16 protein-coding genes, 2 tRNA genes and 1 pseudogene are annotated in these 18,374 nt (G+C 65.7%); 5 read left to right on the top strand and 14 right to left on the bottom strand.

What is annotated here, in order from left to right; translation table 11 throughout:
- Positions 1 to 30 precede the first annotated feature (30 nt).
- Both QRN11_RS03890 and QRN11_RS03885 read right to left on the bottom strand, forming a co-directional pair.
- Positions 31 to 468, bottom strand: a complete 438-nt coding sequence (locus QRN11_RS03890; RefSeq protein WP_285249957.1) for a MaoC family dehydratase — start codon at positions 466 to 468, stop codon at positions 31 to 33.
- Positions 469 to 470: 2 nt separating this feature from the next.
- On the bottom strand, positions 471 to 932 hold the full coding sequence (locus QRN11_RS03885) for an FAS1-like dehydratase domain-containing protein (protein ID WP_285249956.1): 462 nt from the start codon (positions 930 to 932) through the stop codon (positions 471 to 473).
- 124 nt (positions 933 to 1,056) lie between these two features.
- On the opposite strand from QRN11_RS03885, the gene QRN11_RS03880 reads away from it, so the two are divergent.
- Both QRN11_RS03880 and QRN11_RS03875 read left to right on the top strand, forming a co-directional pair.
- Positions 1,057 to 1,437 (top strand): ArsR/SmtB family transcription factor, encoded by a 381-nt coding sequence (locus tag QRN11_RS03880; RefSeq protein ID WP_285249955.1) that lies wholly within the window; start codon positions 1,057 to 1,059, stop codon positions 1,435 to 1,437.
- On the top strand, positions 1,434 to 3,119 hold the full coding sequence (locus tag QRN11_RS03875; RefSeq protein ID WP_285249954.1) for a SulP family inorganic anion transporter: 1,686 nt from the start codon (positions 1,434 to 1,436) through the stop codon (positions 3,117 to 3,119). The genes QRN11_RS03880 and QRN11_RS03875 overlap by 4 nt, the downstream gene beginning before the upstream one ends.
- Here QRN11_RS03875 and QRN11_RS03870 read toward each other — a convergent pair.
- The 5 genes from QRN11_RS03870 to QRN11_RS03850 all read right to left on the bottom strand — a co-directional run bounded on the left by QRN11_RS03870 (position 3,107) and on the right by QRN11_RS03850 (position 8,052).
- A complete protein-coding gene (locus tag QRN11_RS03870; RefSeq protein WP_285249953.1) occupies positions 3,107 to 3,331 on the bottom strand; it encodes a DUF3188 domain-containing protein in 225 nt (74 codons plus the stop codon). The two genes, QRN11_RS03875 and QRN11_RS03870, sit on opposite strands and share 13 nt — an antisense overlap.
- A 19-nt stretch (positions 3,332 to 3,350) precedes the next feature.
- On the bottom strand, positions 3,351 to 4,289 hold the full coding sequence (locus tag QRN11_RS03865) for a DUF2797 domain-containing protein (protein WP_285249952.1): 939 nt from the start codon (positions 4,287 to 4,289) through the stop codon (positions 3,351 to 3,353).
- Positions 4,290 to 4,318: 29 nt separating this feature from the next.
- The gene (locus tag QRN11_RS03860; RefSeq protein ID WP_285249951.1) at positions 4,319 to 5,182 is read right to left on the bottom strand and encodes an HpcH/HpaI aldolase/citrate lyase family protein; all 864 of its coding nucleotides are present in this window, start codon (positions 5,180 to 5,182) and stop codon (positions 4,319 to 4,321) included.
- Between the two features lie 166 nt (positions 5,183 to 5,348).
- Positions 5,349 to 6,290 (bottom strand): aldo/keto reductase, encoded by a 942-nt coding sequence (locus QRN11_RS03855; protein ID WP_285249950.1) that lies wholly within the window; start codon positions 6,288 to 6,290, stop codon positions 5,349 to 5,351.
- 49 nt (positions 6,291 to 6,339) lie between these two features.
- Positions 6,340 to 8,052, bottom strand: coding sequence for a glycoside hydrolase family 13 protein (locus QRN11_RS03850; RefSeq protein WP_285249949.1), 1,713 nt, complete (start codon positions 8,050 to 8,052; stop codon positions 6,340 to 6,342).
- 96 nt (positions 8,053 to 8,148) lie between these two features.
- Between QRN11_RS03850 and QRN11_RS03845 the strand changes: the two genes are divergently transcribed.
- A complete protein-coding gene (locus QRN11_RS03845) occupies positions 8,149 to 9,354 on the top strand; it encodes an ROK family protein (RefSeq protein WP_285249948.1) in 1,206 nt (401 codons plus the stop codon).
- On the opposite strand, the gene QRN11_RS03840 is transcribed toward QRN11_RS03845, so the two are convergent.
- From QRN11_RS03840 to QRN11_RS03825, 4 genes are all read right to left on the bottom strand, one after another.
- Positions 9,347 to 10,003 carry an SDR family oxidoreductase gene (locus tag QRN11_RS03840; RefSeq protein ID WP_285249947.1) on the bottom strand — a complete coding sequence of 219 codons (657 nt, stop codon included), beginning with the start codon at positions 10,001 to 10,003 and terminating at the stop codon, positions 9,347 to 9,349. The two genes, QRN11_RS03845 and QRN11_RS03840, sit on opposite strands and share 8 nt — an antisense overlap.
- A 17-nt stretch (positions 10,004 to 10,020) precedes the next feature.
- Positions 10,021 to 10,578, bottom strand: coding sequence for a dihydrofolate reductase family protein (locus QRN11_RS03835; RefSeq protein WP_285249946.1), 558 nt, complete (start codon positions 10,576 to 10,578; stop codon positions 10,021 to 10,023).
- A 46-nt stretch (positions 10,579 to 10,624) separates the two neighbouring features.
- Positions 10,625 to 11,446, bottom strand: a complete 822-nt coding sequence (gene yidC, locus QRN11_RS03830; protein WP_285249945.1) for a membrane protein insertase YidC — start codon at positions 11,444 to 11,446, stop codon at positions 10,625 to 10,627.
- A 179-nt stretch (positions 11,447 to 11,625) separates the two neighbouring features.
- Positions 11,626 to 13,896 (bottom strand): phytase, encoded by a 2,271-nt coding sequence (locus QRN11_RS03825; RefSeq protein WP_285249944.1) that lies wholly within the window; start codon positions 13,894 to 13,896, stop codon positions 11,626 to 11,628.
- A 489-nt stretch (positions 13,897 to 14,385) separates the two neighbouring features.
- Here QRN11_RS03825 and QRN11_RS22620 point away from each other — a divergent pair.
- A pseudogene (locus tag QRN11_RS22620) lies at positions 14,386 to 14,457 on the top strand (IS1/IS1595 family N-terminal zinc-binding domain-containing protein); the annotation flags it as partial.
- A 50-nt stretch (positions 14,458 to 14,507) separates the two neighbouring features.
- On the top strand, positions 14,508 to 15,515 hold the full coding sequence (locus QRN11_RS03820) for an IS1249 family transposase (protein ID WP_350223966.1): 1,008 nt from the start codon (positions 14,508 to 14,510) through the stop codon (positions 15,513 to 15,515).
- A gap of 104 nt (positions 15,516 to 15,619) precedes the next feature.
- Here QRN11_RS03820 and QRN11_RS03815 read toward each other — a convergent pair.
- The 3 genes from QRN11_RS03815 to QRN11_RS03805 all read right to left on the bottom strand — a co-directional run bounded on the left by QRN11_RS03815 (position 15,620) and on the right by QRN11_RS03805 (position 18,251).
- A tRNA-Met gene (locus QRN11_RS03815) sits at positions 15,620 to 15,693 on the bottom strand.
- Positions 15,694 to 15,754: 61 nt separating this feature from the next.
- Positions 15,755 to 15,826: transfer RNA gene (locus QRN11_RS03810), tRNA-Thr, on the bottom strand.
- Between the two features lie 292 nt (positions 15,827 to 16,118).
- Positions 16,119 to 18,251 carry a DEAD/DEAH box helicase gene (locus tag QRN11_RS03805; protein ID WP_285249943.1) on the bottom strand — a complete coding sequence of 711 codons (2,133 nt, stop codon included), beginning with the start codon at positions 18,249 to 18,251 and terminating at the stop codon, positions 16,119 to 16,121.
- Positions 18,252 to 18,374 lie beyond the last annotated feature (123 nt).

Below are 18,374 nucleotides of genomic sequence, written 5' to 3'. Positions count from 1 at the left end.
TATCGCCGAACATGAGTCCCGCTTTCCGGCTCAGCTGAGTTTGACGACGGCCTGGGCCTTCATCAGGACCTTCTGGCCTGCCGCCACAACGGTGAGGTCGATGCGCGCGGTGTTGGCCTCGGCGTCGAGTTTTCCGATCAGTCCGCTGACCTCGATGGTGGCGCCCGGCTCCTCCGTTCCCGTGGTGTCGGTGACCAGGACGGGCTTGGTGAAGCGGGTCTGGAAGTCCACGACGGCGGCCGGATCGCCTGCCCAGTCGGTGACCAGCTGCACGGCGGAGCCCATGGTGAACATGCCGTGGGCGATGACGCCGGGCAGTTCAACGCCGGTGGCGAAGGATTCGTTCCAGTGGATGGGGTTGAAGTCACCGGAAGCGCCGGCGTACTTGACCAGGTCGGTGCGGGTGACCTCGATGGTGCGGCTGCCAATCTCCTGGCCGGGGCTGAGTTCGTGGATGCTGAGGCTCATGGTTACTGTCCCTCTCCGCGGACCAGGATGGATGACGTGGTGGTGGTGACCGGCTCACGGGATTCGTCCGCGCCCAGTGCGAAGACTTCAGAGCGGGTGGTGATCATCGCTCCCCCGCCCATGGCCCGGACGCCGTCCACGTGGAGCTCTGCCACCAGCCGGTCGCCGGCAAAGATGGGGCGGTGGTGCGTGAAGCGCTGGTCGGCGTGGACCACGCGGGAGAAGTCGATGCCGGCGTCCGGATCCTCGATGAGCTGGGCGTCGGCGCGTTGGGCGATGATGATGGCGAACGTCGGCGGGGCAACAAGGTCGGCGTGGCCCAGGGCCTTGGCGGCGTCCACGTCGAAGTGTGCACGGTGGGTTGCTTTCACGGCGCGGGCGAACTCGCGGATCTTCTCGCGGCCGACGTCGTACACCTCTGCGGCAGGGTAGCTTCTGCCCTGCAGGTCCGGATTGATAGTCATGGGCTCAAGCCTATCGCTGCCTCATCTCGCGGGCGGTCTTGCAGGCCTTGGTATGATGGTTTTATCAATCCATCAATCGGCGGGGCTTGCTCCTGAGGCAGTCACCGCGCACAGGAGCGCTGCCATGTTGTCCTCCGCCCAGGCTCCGCTGTACGAGATCAAAGCCAACCTCTTCAAGGCTTTAGCGCATCCGGCAAGGATCCGGGTCCTTGAGCTGCTGGCAGCGGCGCCCAGGGAAACTGCGCCAGTGAGTTACCTGCTGGCAGAAACCGGGCTGGAAGCGTCCCACCTCTCCCAGCACTTGGCCACCCTGCGGAAGCACAAGGTGGTGACGTCGGTACGCACTGCCAATGCGGTGACCTATCAGTTGGCGCATCCCGGAGTTTCGCAGCTGCTTGCCATCGCGCGGACGTTCCTGCTGGACAGCCTCGCTGAATCGCACGAGCAGCTCAGGCTGGCACAGCAGTTGCCGGCAGAGCACCTGTCACCCGGAGCAGCCTCGTGAGCACAGGCCAGCGCACCGCCACCGGCCCGGCGATCCGGAGGGCACGGCGGTTCCTGCCGTCCCGGAAGGACTACGCGGGGCTCGCGGCATCATGGCGTACCGATCTGCTGGCCGGCATCACCGTGGGCATCGTGGCGCTGCCGCTTGCCCTGGCATTCGGCGTGAGCTCCGGGGTGGGCGCTGAAACCGGACTTGTAACAGCGATCGTGGCCGGGCTGGTGGCGGCTGTTATGGGCGGCTCCCCGGTGCAGGTGTCCGGGCCCACCGGCGCCATGGTTGTGGTGCTTGCTCCCGTGGTGGCGGTCCACGGCACCGGCAGTGTGGCTCTTTTGTCCCTGATGGCGGGCGTGCTGGTCTGTGTGCTGGGTTTCAGCGGCCTGGGCCGGGCTGTAGCCTTCATACCTTGGCCGGTGGTGGAGGGTTTTACCCTCGGCATCGCGGCCATCATCTTCCTTCAGCAGGTCCCGCTTGCCACCGGCACGTCCGGAACCCCGGGACACAACACACTCCTTGCGGCCATCGAGGCGGCATCGACGGCGGCCGCTCCAACCGTCCTGCTGACGCTCGCACTCGTGGCGCTGGTCGCCGTCGTTATGGTTCTGGCGCAAAAGCTGTCCCGGGCGCTTCCCGCGAGCCTGCTCGCGGTTTTCCTGGCCACGGCAGCTGCCGAGCTCCTGCAGCTGGACATTCCCCGGATCGGCCCTCTTCCGCATTCCCTGCCGGCGCCTGCCATCCCCGCTTTTGAGCTGGCCTCCTTGGGCAGCCTGGCGATGCCCGCTGTGGCCATCGCCTGCCTGGCTGCCATTGAGTCCCTGCTCTCTGCGAGGGTGGCCGCCGGGATGAGCGGTCCGGACGGCAAGCCCACCGGGCCCTACACTCCGGACCGGGAGCTGACGGGACAGGGCCTGGCGTCCATCGCGGCCGGCCTGTTTGGCGGCATGCCTGCCACCGGGGCCATCGCGCGGACCGCGGTCAATGTTCGCTCAGGAGCCAGGACGCGCCTTGCAGCAGCAATCCATGCGGTGGTGTTGCTGGGCATCACGTATTTTGCCTCGGGGATGGTCAGCCGCATTCCGCTGGCGGCGCTGGGCGGGATCCTGATGGTTACGGCAGTACGGATGGTTTCGCGGCGGACCGTCACCGCCATCCTGGGTTCCACCAGGCCGGACGCCGCCGTCTTTGTTCTCACGGCCATCATTACGGTAGCTTTCGACCTGATTGTTGCCATCCAGATCGGGCTTGCCGCGGCGGCCCTTTTCGCGCTGCGGAAATTCGCGTCACTGAGCAGTGTGCAGCGTGAGGACATTCCCGGGGAGCCGTCCGAAGGAGATGAGCACATCGCCGTCCTCCGGCTGGACGGAGCCATGTTCTTTGGAGCCGCCGAACGGATCCTCCAGGAAATCAGCCAGGTCAAGGACGTCCAGGTGGCCATCATCAGGCTCTCCCAGGTGCGGATGCTCGACGCCACCGGTGCCCACGCCCTGGTCGAGGTCATCTCTGCCCTGGAACTGCGCGGAATCACAGTCCTGCTCAAGGGTGTCCGGCCGGATCACCTGGCGTTGGTTACCAACGTGGGAGTAATCCGTTCCCTGCGGCACCACAAGCACCTGTTTGAGCGTCTGCCCGACGCCGTGGAGCATGCCCGCAGCCACGTCCGCCGGAGTGCGGGCTACCGCTTGTAGCCCTTGCGGATGGCCTGGCCGCGGACCACGATGCCGGCGATGTGCAGGACAAGTCCCAGCCCGATCAGCGGGAGCGATGCCATGGCCAGCGCCTGGTTGCCGCTGGTGTTGCCAACGAGGTTCAAAATGATGCCGACGGCGATCAGTCCCATCGCGCTGAAAACCAGGACTTTGTAGCGGGTTGGCGCAGTGGCCCAGAATTCGTTCAGCACCTTGCCAGTCTACCGGGCTTCAGAACAGCGCTTCCTGGACCGCCGGAACCTCGGATGAGTGCCGGCCCAGTTCGATGGTGCGGCCCTTGAGCCGGCCCAGGTCCAGCACGAACTCCAGGTTGGAGCCGTCCAGCGTGGCCAGGACGAAGCTGCCGCAGACGGACCGGACGGTGAAGCCGTGGGCGCCCGAGTCCAAAGCGTGCGGGTAGGCGTGCCGGGCAGTTCCGGAGCACAGCCGCCCGGCCAGCCGCGGTCTGGTCCAGGTTTCAGTCACTACCTCGAAGCCGTCTTCATCCGCACCGGGCAGAAGCCGGCGCGCGTCGTCGGCCAGGGCGGCGTTGCGGGAATTAAGCTGGTCCGCGGGTGCCGGCGCAGCCAGGGCTGCAGCCTTCGCCGCCGAGCGCACCTGCTGCGGCAGCCCGCCGTCGCGCGTCACCAGGTCCTCAAGGATCCGCACCACCCGGCCGTCGGCAGCGCGGGCAATGTAACTGGCCGCCACGGCACCCTGTTCGGCGAGCCGCTGCCACTTTCGAAGATCGGATGCCGTTCCCACCTTGCTGGCCCCGCTGGCAAACGTGGCGATATACAGCCAGTGCGGCTGCATCAGGTAGCTGCGCAGCCCGGGCGGCACGCCGCCGCCCCGGTGGAAGTCATGCATCAGCCGGAAGTCGTCCGCCACAAAGCACCGTTCGCACTGGTGTCCCCGGGCAGACGGAGACCGGCCTTTGCACAGGATATGGTCACGGCGGCCGGGGCCGTGCACCCGGTGGTGGCCCAGGCAGGACGTCCCTTCGACGGCGAGCCGGAAGCCCAGCCGCGTGCCGTCGTCGAGCGCTGTTTCGGTGAAGGTGCCGTCCGGGCCCTGCAGCCGCAGGACGGGAAGGGCTGCAGGCGCCCCGGGAGACTCCGGCGGCGCAGGCCAAAAGACCCCGTGGACCAGATAGGACGTATCGGTCACGGGGTCTCCTGAAGAAAAATCTGCGGGCGTTACAGCGCGGGCTGCACTCCAAAGGCTACCGCGAGCTTCATGATCTTTTCGGCGCGGCCCAGCCGGGGCAGGTCGGATCCGTCGCGGATGACCCGGCCGTTGGCTTCGAAGTCCGCCATGAAGTCCGTGGCCCAGGCGACATCCGACGGAGTGGGGCTGATGACCTCGTTGATGACGGGGGTCTGGTCGATGGCCAGGCACAGTTTGCCGGTCATGCCCATCATCACGGTGATGCCGGTCTGCTCGCGCAGGATGGGGTGGTTGGTGCCCACGGTGGGGCCGTCGATGGGGCCCGGCAGGTTGCCCACCCGGCTGGCGACCACGAGCTTGGCACGCGGGTAGGCCATCGCTTCGGCGGTGGCGGCCATGCCGGTATCGCGGCGGAAGTCGCCCGAGCCGAAGGCGAGGCGGAACGCGCCCTGGGCCTTGGCGATGTGGTTGGCTTCCTCGATGCCGACGGCGGATTCCACCAGCGGGATGACGGGGGTTTTGCCGTCCATGCGGTGGAAGGATTCGGTGACCTGGTCAGCGGACTCGGTCTTGGCGAGCATCACGCCGAGAAGGCCCGGGGTGCCGCGCAGGCCGGCGAGGTCGTCCGCCCAGAAGGGGCTGGTGGCGTCGTTGATGCGGACCCAGGCCTTGCCGCCTGCGGTCAGCCAGTCGATCACGTTGTTCCGCGCCTGGTCCTTCTGCGACGGGTCCACGGCATCTTCAATATCCAGGATGATCGAGTCGGCGCGGGACACTGCCGACTGGTCGAACAACTCCTGCTTCATGGCATTCACGAGGAGCCAGGAGCGGGCGATCTCTGCTGGGATATTGCGTTCCGGCCTTATGGTCTCGGTGGCGATGGTAGACGTCATGTATCTACCGTATCCGCCCCGCCACCGCGATGCCTCTGAAAATGGCCCGCGTGTGAGGATCAATACGAACTAAACGGGATATGACTGTTGCCTCTCCATATGGAGGCGGCAGCAAGGGCCGCAATGGGAGTCCCATACGGCACCTGCTGCTGCTCCATGGGGGTGGTCAGGGGATGTTGCTGCCCCGCGCAGTGATCCAGAGTTTGTACCAGTCCGCCCGGCTCATGGTTTCGGCCACGCGGGCAGCATCTGCACAGGCCCGGATGCGGCCGCGGTTGACCGTCCCGATCACCGGTGCAATGCCCGCGGGGTGCTTCATCAGCCAGCCCAGCAGGACGGACTCCCCCGAGCTGCCGTACTCACCCGCCAGTTGCGCCACCAGTTCAGCGGTAGCAGCCTCTGCGGACGTTGGGCTGTCCGGTTCCGCACCCGTATAGAGGCCCCGGGCGAGCGAGCCGTAGGCCTGCAGGGTGATGCGGTTCCGGACGCAGTACTCCAGGGTGCCGTGCGGGAAACTGTAGTCCAGGTGCTCGGCATGGTTCACCAGCACCTGGCTTTCCAGCCAGGCCCGCTTCAACAGGCTCATCTCCAGCTGGTTGGCCACCACCGGAGTTTCCAGCCGGTCCTGCAGCGCCTCGATCTGTGCCCCGGACATGTTGGACACCCCTAGGTGCCGGACCTTGCCTTCCGCCATCAGCTGTCCGACGGCGGCAGACACCTCCGCCGGGTCCGCCAGGGGGTCCGGGCGGTGCAGCAGGAGGATGTCCGCGTAGTCCGTCCGCAGCCGCTTCAGGCTTTCGTTGACCCGCTCCAGGATGGCTTCCCGGCTGAGGTCGTAGTGCGTCTGCAGGCCCCGTTCATTCAGCCTGATGCCGCACTTGGTCTGCAGCCGGATCCGGTCCCGAAGCCCCGGCGTGGCAGCCAGCACCTCGCCGAACACTGCCTCGGACTTGCCGCTGCGGTAGATGTCCGCGTGGTCGAACAACGTGATCCCGGCATCCAGGGCAGCCTGGACGGCGGCAGCGGCTTCGTCCACATGCTCACCGGCATGGGGCTCGTCGGACCAGCTGCCGCCCAGGCCCATGCAGCCGTAGATGAGTTCCTGCATCAGGCGGGCCACCCCGTACGGTTTGTCGAGCCTTTGCGGCTTGGCGGCATCACCGCAGCCATGCAGTGGTGTTGGAGGGCAGCTTGCCGTCTTCAAGCAGTGCGCTGCTGATCAGGACTTCGCCGGCAGGCAGGCCGACGGCGGTGTTCCCGAAGTTGGTGACCGACTGCCAGCCATTTGGGCGGCGGAAGTGCAGGACGTCAGGGCTGCCGGTCTCCACCCATTCCAGCTCCTCGCCGGTCAGCAGTTCGCGGCGGAGCTTCAGGGCCTTGCGGTAGAGCTCCAGCGTGGAGCCTTGGGTCCCGTCCTGCGCTTCCACGGCGTATTTGCTGAACCAGTCGGGCTGGGGCAGGTGCGCACCGCCGGCGCCGAAGCCGAAGGAGGTTCCCTCAACCTTCCAGGGCAGCGGGACGCGGCAGCCGTCGCGGCCGATCTCCACGCCCTTGTTGCGGAAGAAGGAGGGGTCCTGGCGCTCGGACTCGGGGATCTCGGCGACTTCCTGCAGGCCCAGTTCCTCGCCCTGGTAAAGGTAGGCCGAGCCCGGCACGGCGAGCATCAGCAGCGTGGCTGCGCGGGCACGGCGTTCACCGAGCTCCACGTCCAGCTCTTCCTTGGGGCCGCCGGCGAGCAGCCAGTCCTTCCCGTCCTGGCCCTTGGTGCCGGCCTTGCCTTTGGAACGCTGCGGCAGGCCGTAGCGGGTGGCGTGGCGGACCACGTCGTGGTTGGAGAACACCCAGGTGGAGGAGGCGCCCGTTGCGGCGGCCTCGGCCAGGTTGCGGCTGATGATTTCCTTGTACTCGGCGGCGTCGAAGTCGGCTTGGAGCAGGTCGAAATTGAAGGCCTGGCCGAGCCCATGCGGGCTGGCATAGCGGGCCCGGCGGGTGGCGTGGACCCATGCTTCGGCGACGGCGGTGCGCGGCGGGTTGTACTCGTTGAACACCTCGCGCCATTCGGCGTAGATTTCGTGGACCTCGTCCCGGTCCCAGAAGGGGTGCGTGCCGTCGTCGAACCCGTCCACGCCGGTGTTGGCCGCGCTCAGTTCCAGCTTGGAGAGCAGCGGTTCGGTCAGGTCCTTGGTGAGCGCGTGCGCCACGTCCACGCGGAAGCCGTCCACGCCGCGGTCTGACCAGAAGCGCAGGGTCTTGAGGAAGTCCTCACGGATTTCCCGGTTGGACCAGTTCAGGTCCGGCTGCTCCTTGGCGAAGATGTGCATGTACCACTGGCCTGGGGTGCCGTCAGGTTCGGTGATCCGTTCCCAGGCCGGTCCGCCGAACACTGAGTCCCAGTCCGACGGCGGGAACTCGCCGTTGGGGCCCTTCCCGTCGCGGAAGATGTAGCGGTCGCGGGCGGGCGAGCCCTTAGGTGAGGCGAGGGCCTCCTGGAACCACTGGTGCCTGTTCGAGGAATGGTTGGGCACGATGTCAGCGATCAGCTTGATGCCGGCCTCGTGCAGCGCTTTGGCCATCTCGTCAAAGTCCGCCAGGGTTCCCAGCTTGGGGTCCACGTCGCGGTAGTCGTCCACGTCGTAGCCGCCGTCAGCCAGCGCGGAGGGGTAGAACGGGCTCAGCCAGACGGCGTCGATCCCGAGCGATTTCAGGTAGGGAACCTTAGAGGTGATGCCCTTGAGGTCACCGATGCCGTCACCGTTCGAGTCGGCGAAGCTGCGCGGATAGATCTGGTAGACGGAGGCCTGGCGCCACCAGTTCGGATCGGCCAGGCGGTCGGAATCGGACAGGGTTGCCAGGGTGGCGGTGGTGGACAAGGGGTGATCCTTTGCTTCTTGTCGACTATATTTATTTTGAATCTAAATTTAGTTGCCCAAGTATTATCTGGCGCGATCCGCAGAAAGGTCAACAGCATGGCTGAAACCACCGCTGCCACCCCGCAGTTGTTGCGCCGGGTGAGCGCCGGTGCAGTCCTGGAATTCATGCGCTCCGCCACCGTGGTCACGGTCACCGAGGTCATGGAGGCAACCGGTCTGACGCGGGCCACCGCCATCGCCGTGTGCGAAGACCTTAAGGATCGGGGCTGGATCCGGGAACTGGAGAACCAGCGCGCCTTCGGCGACTACCAGAAGGGGCGCCCGGCCAGGCGGTTCGAGCTCAACGAGCGCGCCGGGTGCGTCCTCGGCATGGACGTGGGCGTTTCCAAGGCAACTGTGGTGGTATCGGATCTTCGGGGCAACACGCTCGGCAGGTCAAGCCAGCCGTTTGCGGAAGCGGAAATTTCCGCCGAAGAGCGCATCTCGGTCATCGACCGCGCCGCCCTGGCGGCCTTGGACCAGGCGGGCGCCTCCCCGGAAGCCGTGCTCGCTGCCTGCGCCGGCATCGCCGCACCGGTGGACCGCAACGGGGACGTGCTGGCCGCCCAGCACTTCTGGGGATTGTTCGACGTCGGGCTGAAGTCGGCGCTGCGGGACCGCCACGGCTGGACGGTACTGCTGGAAAACGACGCCAACCTGGCCGCCCTGGGCGAACGGTGGCAGGGCGCGGCCGCCGGGATCGACGACGTCGTGGTGATCCTTGCCAGCGAACGCTTCGGCGCGGGAGTGGTCGACGGCGGGCGGCTGCTTCACGGCAGCCGTGGCGGCGCCGGCGAACTCGCGTTCCTCGAGCATGTCCAGGGCGTGGGCGACACCTACGGGATCGCGAGCCTTGCCAGGACCTGGGCCGCCGAGGCGCTGGCGGGCAACGCCGGGACATCCCTCCGGGCCCATGCCTCCGGCGGGGTCGAGGCAGAGCAGGTGTTCGCCGCCGCCGCCGGCGGGGATGAAGTGGCACTGGACATCCTTGACCGCCTGGCTGACAGGTTGGCCCGCATCATCGGCGCGGTATCCACGTTGCTGAACCCGGAGCTGGTGGTGATCGGCGGCGCAGTGGCCAACTCCGCCGGCGTCCTGCTGGAACCCATCGGCCGGCGGCTGACTGAGCTTACTGCCACACCCCCGCGGGTGGCGGTCTCACCGCTGGGCGACTCGATTGTCACCGTGGGTGCTGTCCGCGCCGCCCTTGACTACGTGGAGAGGCACTCCCTGGACCTGGCACTGGCGGCACCGCTCAGCTAAGCGACTCCAGCGCCGCCGCGACAGGCAGCGAACCGTCGCAGAATTCAATGGTCTTCCCTGCCGTTTGTGGCAGGTCCAGCACCGCTGCCGCAACGATGGCAGTGTTGCTGCGCGACGTTGCCCGCTCCCCCGCAGGATCAGGATCCACAGCGATCATGCCCGTGCCCGGCTTGTCCGTGAGTCCACCCGGACCCAGGATGGTCCAGGCAAGGCCAGTGCTGCGCAGGTATTCGTCCGCCGCTGCCTTGGCTTCGGCGTAGGCGAAAAAGCCGTGGTCCGCCGGCACACCGTGGTCCTTGCGGGCGCCCAGGTAGGACACCATCACGTAACGGTTGACGCCGGCCTGCCCTGCCGCGTCCATGGAGCGGATGGCGGCATCCCGGTCCACAGCGTACGTCCTGTCCGGATTCCCCCCGCCTGCACCGGCTGACCAGACCACGGCGTCGTGGCCCTGCAGGGCATCGGCGAGGGCCGCCGTCGTCGAATTCTCCACGTCAAGGACCGACGGCGTGGCGCCCGTTTCCGCTACGTCGGCGGCATGGTCCGGGTTGCGGATGAACGAGGTGACGGCGTGGCCTTCTTCCGCCAGCAGGGTGGACAGGTGGAGGGCCACTTTGCCGTGGCCGCCGATAATTGCGATGCGTGTCATGTCCCCCATTCTGCCCTTTAGCCCAGGCAGCGGTAGCGGAGGTACACCACGCCGTTGCCGAACCGGTGCTCGTCGAGGAGGTCGAGCCGCAGGTTAAGTTCGTCCGGCAGGTACCGCAAACCGCCTCCCACCGCCACCGGGTTGACGAAGAGCTGGCACTCGTCCACCAGCCCGGCACGGAGCGCGGCGGCGGCGAGGGTGGCACCGCTAATGCCGATATTCCGGTCCGTGCCGGCCTTCAGCTCCCGCACGGCATCGGGGTTGAAGCTGCGCTCCACACGGGTGCGGGCAGTGGTGGCATGGGCGAGCGAAGAGGAGTAGACAACCTTGTCTGCCCCGCGCCAGATCCGGGCAAAATCCTGGATGACCGGCGGATCCTCGGGCCCGCCCATCGTGTCCCATACGGACATGACCTCGTACATGCGCCGCCCGAAAAGGTACGTGCCGGCGTCGCGCTCCAGGTCGTTTACGAAGGCGTGGACTTCCTCGTCCGGTGCGCTCCAGTCAAAGTTGCCCTGGCTGTCCGCGAGGTAGCCGTCCAAAGAGATGATGCCGGAGTAGATGAGCTCGCCCATCCGCCCATTCTGCCGGTGCGGGTGGCTTTGCGTAAGGGCAGGGCCCCTACGACGCGTCCGGCTGGCCGTCACCGCCCGCGGGCTGCCGCTCACGGACGAAGAACTGCTGGGCCAGGGTCCAGATATTTGTCACGGTCCAGTAGATCAGGACGCCGATAGGGAAGAGGATGCCGCCCAGGCCGAACACGAGCGGCAGGCTGTAGAGCAGGATCTTCTGCTGCCGCATAAAAGGCGGTTCCGGCGTCCCTGTGGACGCATTCCGCGCGAGGATCAGCCTTTGGGTGAGGAACTGTGCCGCGGTCATGGCAAGGATCATCACGACGGTCAGGATCACGACGGCGGCCTGGTCCCCGCCGCCGTGCAATACCGATGCGGTGAGCGGGGCGCCGAAGATGCCGGACTGGTCGAACTGCACCACCAGGTCGCGGCTCATGGCACCAATTCCCTGGCCCTGGCGGGCAAGTGTGCTGATGCCGGACAGGACCTGGAACAGCGCGAGGAAGAAGGGCAGCTGGATCAGCAGGGGCAGGCATGCCGAGAAGGGGTTGGTCCCGTGCTTTTTGTACAACTCCATCTGTTCCCGGGCCATTGCCTGGCGGGAGACCGCGTCTGTTTTGCCCTGGTATTTTTCCTGCAGCTTCATCAGGTCCGGCTGCAGCAGCCGCATCCGGCGTTGGGCTTTCACTTGCTGCAGGAAAATCGGAATTAGGGCGGCCCGGATCACCAGTACCAGCCCGATGATGGACAGGGTCCACGTCCAGCCGCTGGCCGCCGGCAGGCCCAAGGCGCCCAGCCTGTCATGGAACCCAACCATGATGGCGGACACCAGCCACCGGAACGGAACCATGATTTCGTCAAGAAAGCCCATACGTTTCCCCATCCCTCAGATGCCGCAAAGCTACGGCGAAACGGGGAGCTTGTCACGCAGGGGCTGGCCGGGGCAGAATTTCCGCCCCGGCTGCCACGGAAGTCCATTGGTTGCTGCTTTGGCGTGCGTAGAAACAGAGAGCCCCCTGGAACTTAGTGAATTCAGGGGGCTATCTGCAGTTAAGGTGTCTTGGGTCGAAGCGCCACCATCCACCCGGCGAACTCGCGTGCGGCACTGAAGGTCCACGTCTTCGCACCGCTTGGTCCCGCGACCGCCTGGACGCCATCAGCGACTTCAAAGCGGCGGGCACCGGCCTCGACGGCCTGGGTCATTCCGGAGGGTGAAGTGAGCGTCACGGAGCTGGAGTTGACGCTCATGCATCCGACGAGCATCGCGTTCGCGGCCGTGGTTGTTACTGCTGGGACTGCTCCCGAGGATGCTGCAGCGCCTGTCGCCGACGTAGCGACTCCGTCGAGCCCTGAGGCGCCGGAGTACCTCGCGATACCCGCGCCGCTCGTCGTCGAAGTTGTCATCCAGGAATAGCTCGCAGGCTCGGACGCAGTGGCCACCTTGTAGTAACCATAGACTTTCGGGTTTGCGATGGTGGTCACGGCTGCTATCCGTGTCCACCCGGCAGGCACACCGGTCGCTGCGACTGTGCCGCCGTTCAGGGCGAGACAGCTAACGAGCAGATCACCTTGGCCGACATTGGCCGGCTTGGGAACTGTGAGCGTGGTGGTGGCCGTGGTGTTCACCGCCTGACTCACCGACTCCCGGACGATGCCGCTGCTGCCGCCGGGGTCACTGGGGGCCACTGTCCAGGTCTGAGTCGCCGGCGTGGCATCGGCGTTACCCGCTGCGTCGGTGGCCACGACAGCGAACGTATGGGATGCGTTGGACAATCCGGTGTAGGTCTGGGGCGAGGTGCATGCGGCGCGCGGAGCACCGTCAAGGCTGCACTGGAACGTCGAATTGGCTTCACTTGAGGTGAAGGCGAAGATGGCGCTGGTCGATGTTGTTGTTGCAGGTGGTCCCGAGCTAATTGCCGTCTCAGGGGGCGTGGTGTCTGTAGGCGGAGGCGTGGTGCCCACCGTCCATGTATAGACCGCGGGGGTCGCGTCAACGCCGTTCTGGTCAGAGGCACGAACCTGGAAGGTATGCGTGCCGCTCGCCAACCCGGAGTAGGAGACCGGACTTACGCAATTTGTGAACGATGTGGTGTCGAGCGCGCAGGCGAAGGTGGCGCTGGCCGATGTCGAGGTGAAGCTGAATTGGGCCGATGTTGAGGCCGTCGGGTTGGCCGGCTTGCTAGTGATAGTGGTGTCAGGCGGAGTGGGGGTTGCGGTCCCGGCTCCAATTTTGCGCGGATCGTAAGCCGCATCGACGAGCAGAGCAGGTGAGTAGGCGGCTGCGATGGACTGCCACGGAACCGCTTTGAAGTTCTGGCGTTGTTCGTTGGCAGTGTCCTGGGTGACGAAAAAACCCTGGGGGAAGGGACCGCCGACGCCGAAGTTGGTGACGTCTATGCCGTCCATACCGGTGACAGCATCGATCCCGTTCCCGGCGGGGATGGCAAAGGCGCCCAATGGTCGGTTGTCATCGCGGCTATAGATGTGGAATCGGTTGGAGCCCTGACTGGCCGCCAGCAGGTAGCCGGCGCCCCCGCTTCCGTAGTAAATGCTGATGCCCTTGATGTCCTGGATGATGTCGCCGCCGTTCTCGGTGGTGCTGACAACTCTCGTTCCGGCGGTCGGGTCCCCGGGTTCGGCTCCGTAGCGCCAGATTCCGCCGATGTCCTCCTGCGCAATGTACAGCCGCTTCATCTCGTCATCGGCCACCAGGCCCTCGGTGTGGGCAGGACCGCTCACCGTCCAGCTGCGCACGAGCCGGCCGGTGACTGATCCCGAGGAGCCATCAAGTTCCCACTGCTCCACCTTGCCGACATCCGTGACATAGGCGAAGTATTTGCCGGTGTCGGGTGAGTGGTAGAAGGAGAACCCGCGGGGCGTCGCAATGCTGGCGGTGGGCAAGAAGCTGCCGGCCTTGGTCAGTGAGCCGTCCGAATCGTTGACTTTGTAAAAATCAAGGCTCCGTTCCCGGTTCGAGACACCCACCAGGCCTACGCGGCTGCCGCCGAGAGGGAAGTTGTAGCGAACATCAACGTTGTTCATCCGCCCGTCGGGGTAGTAGAACAGCTGCCGTCCGGACAGGTCGTAGACGACGAGACCGTGCCCGTCCCTGCTCTTGTCCGTGCCGATGATGGTGCTCTTCGAGGGGTCGGTGGGATGGATCCAGATGGCCGGATCGTCCGCGGCGTCCGGCGTTCCGGGTATCGGGGCCGTTTCGACCGTTGCAGGCACCTGGACTACAGCCGCACTCGCGACGGGAGCGGTGAGCCCCACAATCAGCCCGGCCGCCGCCAGCCCCGCAACAGACTTCGACGTGAGCATCAACCTTAGGAGTAGCCAAAGCCAGCCGCCGAACGTCCGGCCGCGGCGACGGCGCTTTGGGGAATACTGTTGCTTTGTATTTGTCTTGAGCGGATTCATCGCGTTCCGATTTCTAGAAATCTCAGACTGAGTCAGGTGCGCTGGGAACTTGCCGGGCGGGAAGCACAGCGACCATTGCTGCACTGATGAACGGGCCTCTAGGTCTGTTGGCAGTGTCATACGCCGCCCTAACTAACGACTGGCGCGTGGCGCGGCGATAATTCGAATGCTAGTACCCGGGCAAGCCAAGGGTAAGGCCCTCACTTGATTTAGGGGGCATGGCAAAGCGCACAATACGGGTATTAGGGCAAACGAGTGTGTGGGAGGGGGGTTATAGGACAAAACGTGTGTATGGGAGGGGCTTGCTTCCCAGTAAGCGCGCGGGAAATCCGGGATAGCTAAGCTTTTGAAGCTTAGGGTGGCTGGGGTGCTTGCATATCTCTGGAATGTTTGATTTGTGGCCGCGGGCTGGTTCGGAACGGGAAAACAGCCGCCGGCAAACAGCGGTACCGGTGTCTGGAGTGCGGAGCAAGCCGCTCGAGTGAGCGTTCTGATGTGAGCCGCCGGGCTGAATTGGACGCATTTCTGGGCTGGCTGCTAGGCACGGCGAATCAGTCCGCGGCAACCTCATTCGGCACGGCCCGTTCTTTCCGCGCCGCACCGGATGGTGCTGGAACATCGCCCCCGAGATTCCGGTCACGGGCGAGGTCCATGACCAGATTCAGGTCGACGGGATCTATGTCGGCTCGTGGTGCTGCCTGATCGCTGTGGCCGGGGATCACGTGCTGGGTTGGCAGTGGTGCGATACCGAGAAGAAGGCCGCGTGGGCTGCCCTGCTCGCCCGGTTCCCCGCCCCCACCGTCGTGGTCACCGATGGCGGCTCAGGGATCGCAGCGGCCCTGTCCGAGTGCTGGAGTGAGACCGCGGTTCAACGGTGTCTGGTCCACGTCCAACGGAACGTCCGGACCTACCTGACAGGCCGTCCCAGGACTGAAGCGGGCAAGGCGCTACTGCGGCTAGGAAGGGCCCTGACGAGGATCACGACCGCGGACGAGGCCGCCGCGTGGCTGGGCGGGTTGAACGACTGGCATCAGAGTTACGGACACCTGGTCAAAGCCCGCACCTACCGGAGCGGCAGTGCCATTGTGCCGGGCTGGGTCAGGGCGAATCAGGCCTGGTGGTACACCCACGACAGGCTCCGTAAGGCCTACCGGCTGCTGGAACGACTCAGCCAAGCCGGCACACTTTTCACCTACCTGCGCGCTGAGTTCGCCGGGCTGCAGATCGCCTCAACGACCAACCGCATCGAAGGCGGCACCAACGCCCAACTCCGGTTGCTGCTGCGGGCCCACCGCGGCATGAGCGAAGAGCACCGCAAACGCGCGATCGAGTGGTACCTCTACCTCCACAGCGAACAACCCCTACCACCGGCCAAACTCATCAAAACCGAGCATTACCGTCCAACCGAGACCGAAGCCGGGACCATGGTCGAGCAGAAACCCGGACCCGAGCTCTACAGCACCGGACTCAGCGCAGACGAAGGCCTCTGGCACCGCAAAGGATGGGCAGGCCGCACATGACACACCCGCGAATTACACACGTTTTGTCCTATAACCCTGGGAGGGGGCTTGCCTGCAAACAGGAAAGCCCCCGGAATCTCGGGGGATTCCGGGGGCTTAGCCTGTAGCGGTGGGGAGGCTCGATCTCCCGACCTCACGATTATGAGTCGTGCGCTCTAACCAACTGAGCTACACCGCCACGAATGAGAAAAACCTGCGCCAAGCCGGTCAAAACCGCCTTGACACAGGCCCTCATCCAGAGCCCCCCACCGGAATCGATCCGGTGACCTCGTTCTTACCAAGAACGCGCTCTACCACTGAGCTAGGGGGGCAACGAGTAAATACTCTACCGGAAGATTTCATCACCAACAAATCGGGCTCCGGGGCGGTTCGGGGGCGGTGCAACACTTGCATTTCGCCCTGCAATTTCCGCCATTTTCCGCGCCAGTGCTGGGATCTACGGGCGTGCGGGAAACCGCCGGGACCAGGGCTGCGGCAGGCTATTGCGCCGTTCGAAGGCCCCGATGTGTCGAGTCCCACATCCTGCCATACCAGTTAAACGCCGATGGGCCGGCTCGAAAGCCGGCCCATCGGGGGAAATCGGTCAATTAGAAGCTGACGGGTTTACCACTTGCCCTTGCGGTTGAAGTCGCGCTGGCCGCCCTCGTTGCCGTGGCGGGGCTTGCGGGAGCCGTCGCCGTGGCCGCCGAAGCGGGAGTCGCTGGCCTGGCCGCGGCTGGAACCGCTGTCGGCACTAAAGCTGCGCTCCGAACGCTCGCTGTACGAGCGGCCGCCGCGGTCCGCGGAGCCGCGTTCGCCGTCGTTCTTCCGGAACTCCTTTTTGAAACCGCCGTTGCCCTTGAAGTTGCCGCCACGGTCGCCGCCACGGCCGCCCTGGTAGGCGCCGCGGTCACCGGAGGGCTTGCGGCCGTTGTCCAGCTCGAGGTGGATCAGCTCGCCGCCGATCCGGGTGCGGGACAGGGCACGCAGCTGCTCGGGGCTGAGGTCCGCTGGGAGCTCCACCAGGGAGTGGTCCGAGCGGATGTCGATCCCGCCGATCTGCGCCGAGGAGATGCCGCCTTCGTTGGCGATAGCGCCCACGATGGAACCGGGCATGACGCGCTGGCGGCGTCCCACGGCGATCCGATAGGTGGCATTGCCTTCGGTCAGTGTGCGGGTAGGCCCGCGAGAGCCGAAGCCGTCCTTGGAGCGCTCGCGCTTCTGGAACTCGGGAGCTGCCGGCAGTTCCTTGACCAGCAGCGGCTGCCCGCCCTGCGCCATCACGGCAAGGGCTGCCGCGATTTCCGAAGCCGGAACGTTGTGCTCTTCCTCGTAAGAGGCGATGAGGTCACGGAACGGGGCGACGTCCTCGGAGGCCAGGGTCTCCGTGATGCGCTCGGCGAACTTGCCCAGGCGCAGCGTGTTCACAGTCTCGGCGGTCGGCAGGTGCATCTGCTCCACCGGCTGGCGGGTGGCCTTCTCAATGGAACGCAGCAGGTACTTCTCGCGCGGGGTCATGAACAGGATGGCGTCACCGGAACGGCCTGCACGGCCGGTGCGGCCGATGCGGTGGACGTAGGACTCTGTGTCGTGCGGGATGTCGTAGTTGATCACGTGGCTGATGCGTTCCACGTCCAGGCCACGGGCGGCGACGTCTGTGGCCACGAGGATGTCGATGCGGCCTTCCTTCAGCGCGTCCACGGTGCGTTCACGCTGCTGCTGCGGAATGTCACCGTTGATCGCTGCAGCCTGGAAACCGCGGGACTTCAGCTTGTCAGCCAGGTCCTCGGTGGCCATCTTGGTGCGCACGAAGGCGATTACGCCGTCGAACTCTTCCACCTCGAGGATGCGGGTCATCGCGTCCAGCTTGTGCGGGCCCATGACCTGCAGGTACCGCTGGCGGGTGTTGGCGCCGGTGGTGGTCTTGGACTTCACCGAGATCTCGGCCGGGTTGTTCAGGTACTGCTTGGACATCCGGCGGATCTGGCTTGGCATGGTGGCGGAGAACAGCGCAACCTGGCGGTCAGACGGGGTCTGCTGGAAGATCTGCTCCACGTCTTCGGCGAAGCCCATACGCAGCATTTCGTCGGCTTCATCCAGCACGAGGTACTGGAGCTCGGAGAGGTCCAGGGAGCCCTTGGAGATGTGGTCGATCACGCGGCCGGGGGTACCAACAACCACCTGGGCGCCGCGGCGCAGGCCGGCCAGCTGGGGGCCGTAAGCAGAACCGCCGTACACGGGCAGCACGGTGAAGTCATCGATGTGCTTGGCGTAGGAGGTGAAGGCCTCGGCCACCTGGAGCGCGAGCTCACGGGTGGGGGCCAGCACGAGGGCCTGGGTCTTGCGGGACGGGCCGTTGAGGTCGTGGAGTTCGGCCAGGCGGGACAGTGCCGGTACTGCGAATGCTGCAGTCTTACCGGTGCCGGTCTGGGCGAGGCCAACCACGTCGCGGCCCTCGAGCAGCAGCGGGATGGTGGCTGCCTGGATGGGTGAGGGCTTCTCGTAGCCAACATCCTGCAGGGCAGCCAGGACGCGGCCATCGATGCCGAGATCGGCGAAGCGCACGCCGTCCTCTTCGGATTCCTCAGCCTTGGCGGCGGGAGCCTCAACGGCCGGAGTTTCAACTGCCGGTGCGGAAGTCTCGGCTGCGGGCTCAGCAGGCTCTGCTGCGGGGATAGCGGCCTCGGTGAATTCGACGGCTGCGGTCTCGACGCCGGTGTTCTGGGCGTCGATGGTTTCGTTTTGATTTTCGGGCATAGGGAAATATTCCTCATCCATAGGGGGCCAGGCGGCACTACCCGAGGTGAGCGGAGCCGCAGTACGTGTGCCGTGGATGCCGGGCAAACGTTGACCGGCCGGTCACAGAAGTCCGGCGCTTTC

Source organism: Pseudarthrobacter sp. fls2-241-R2A-168 (genome assembly GCF_030209335.1).
Classification (GTDB): domain Bacteria; phylum Actinomycetota; class Actinomycetes; order Actinomycetales; family Micrococcaceae; genus Arthrobacter.
Note: the sequence above shows the minus strand (reverse complement) of the source record. Positions and strands in the feature narration are given on the sequence as shown.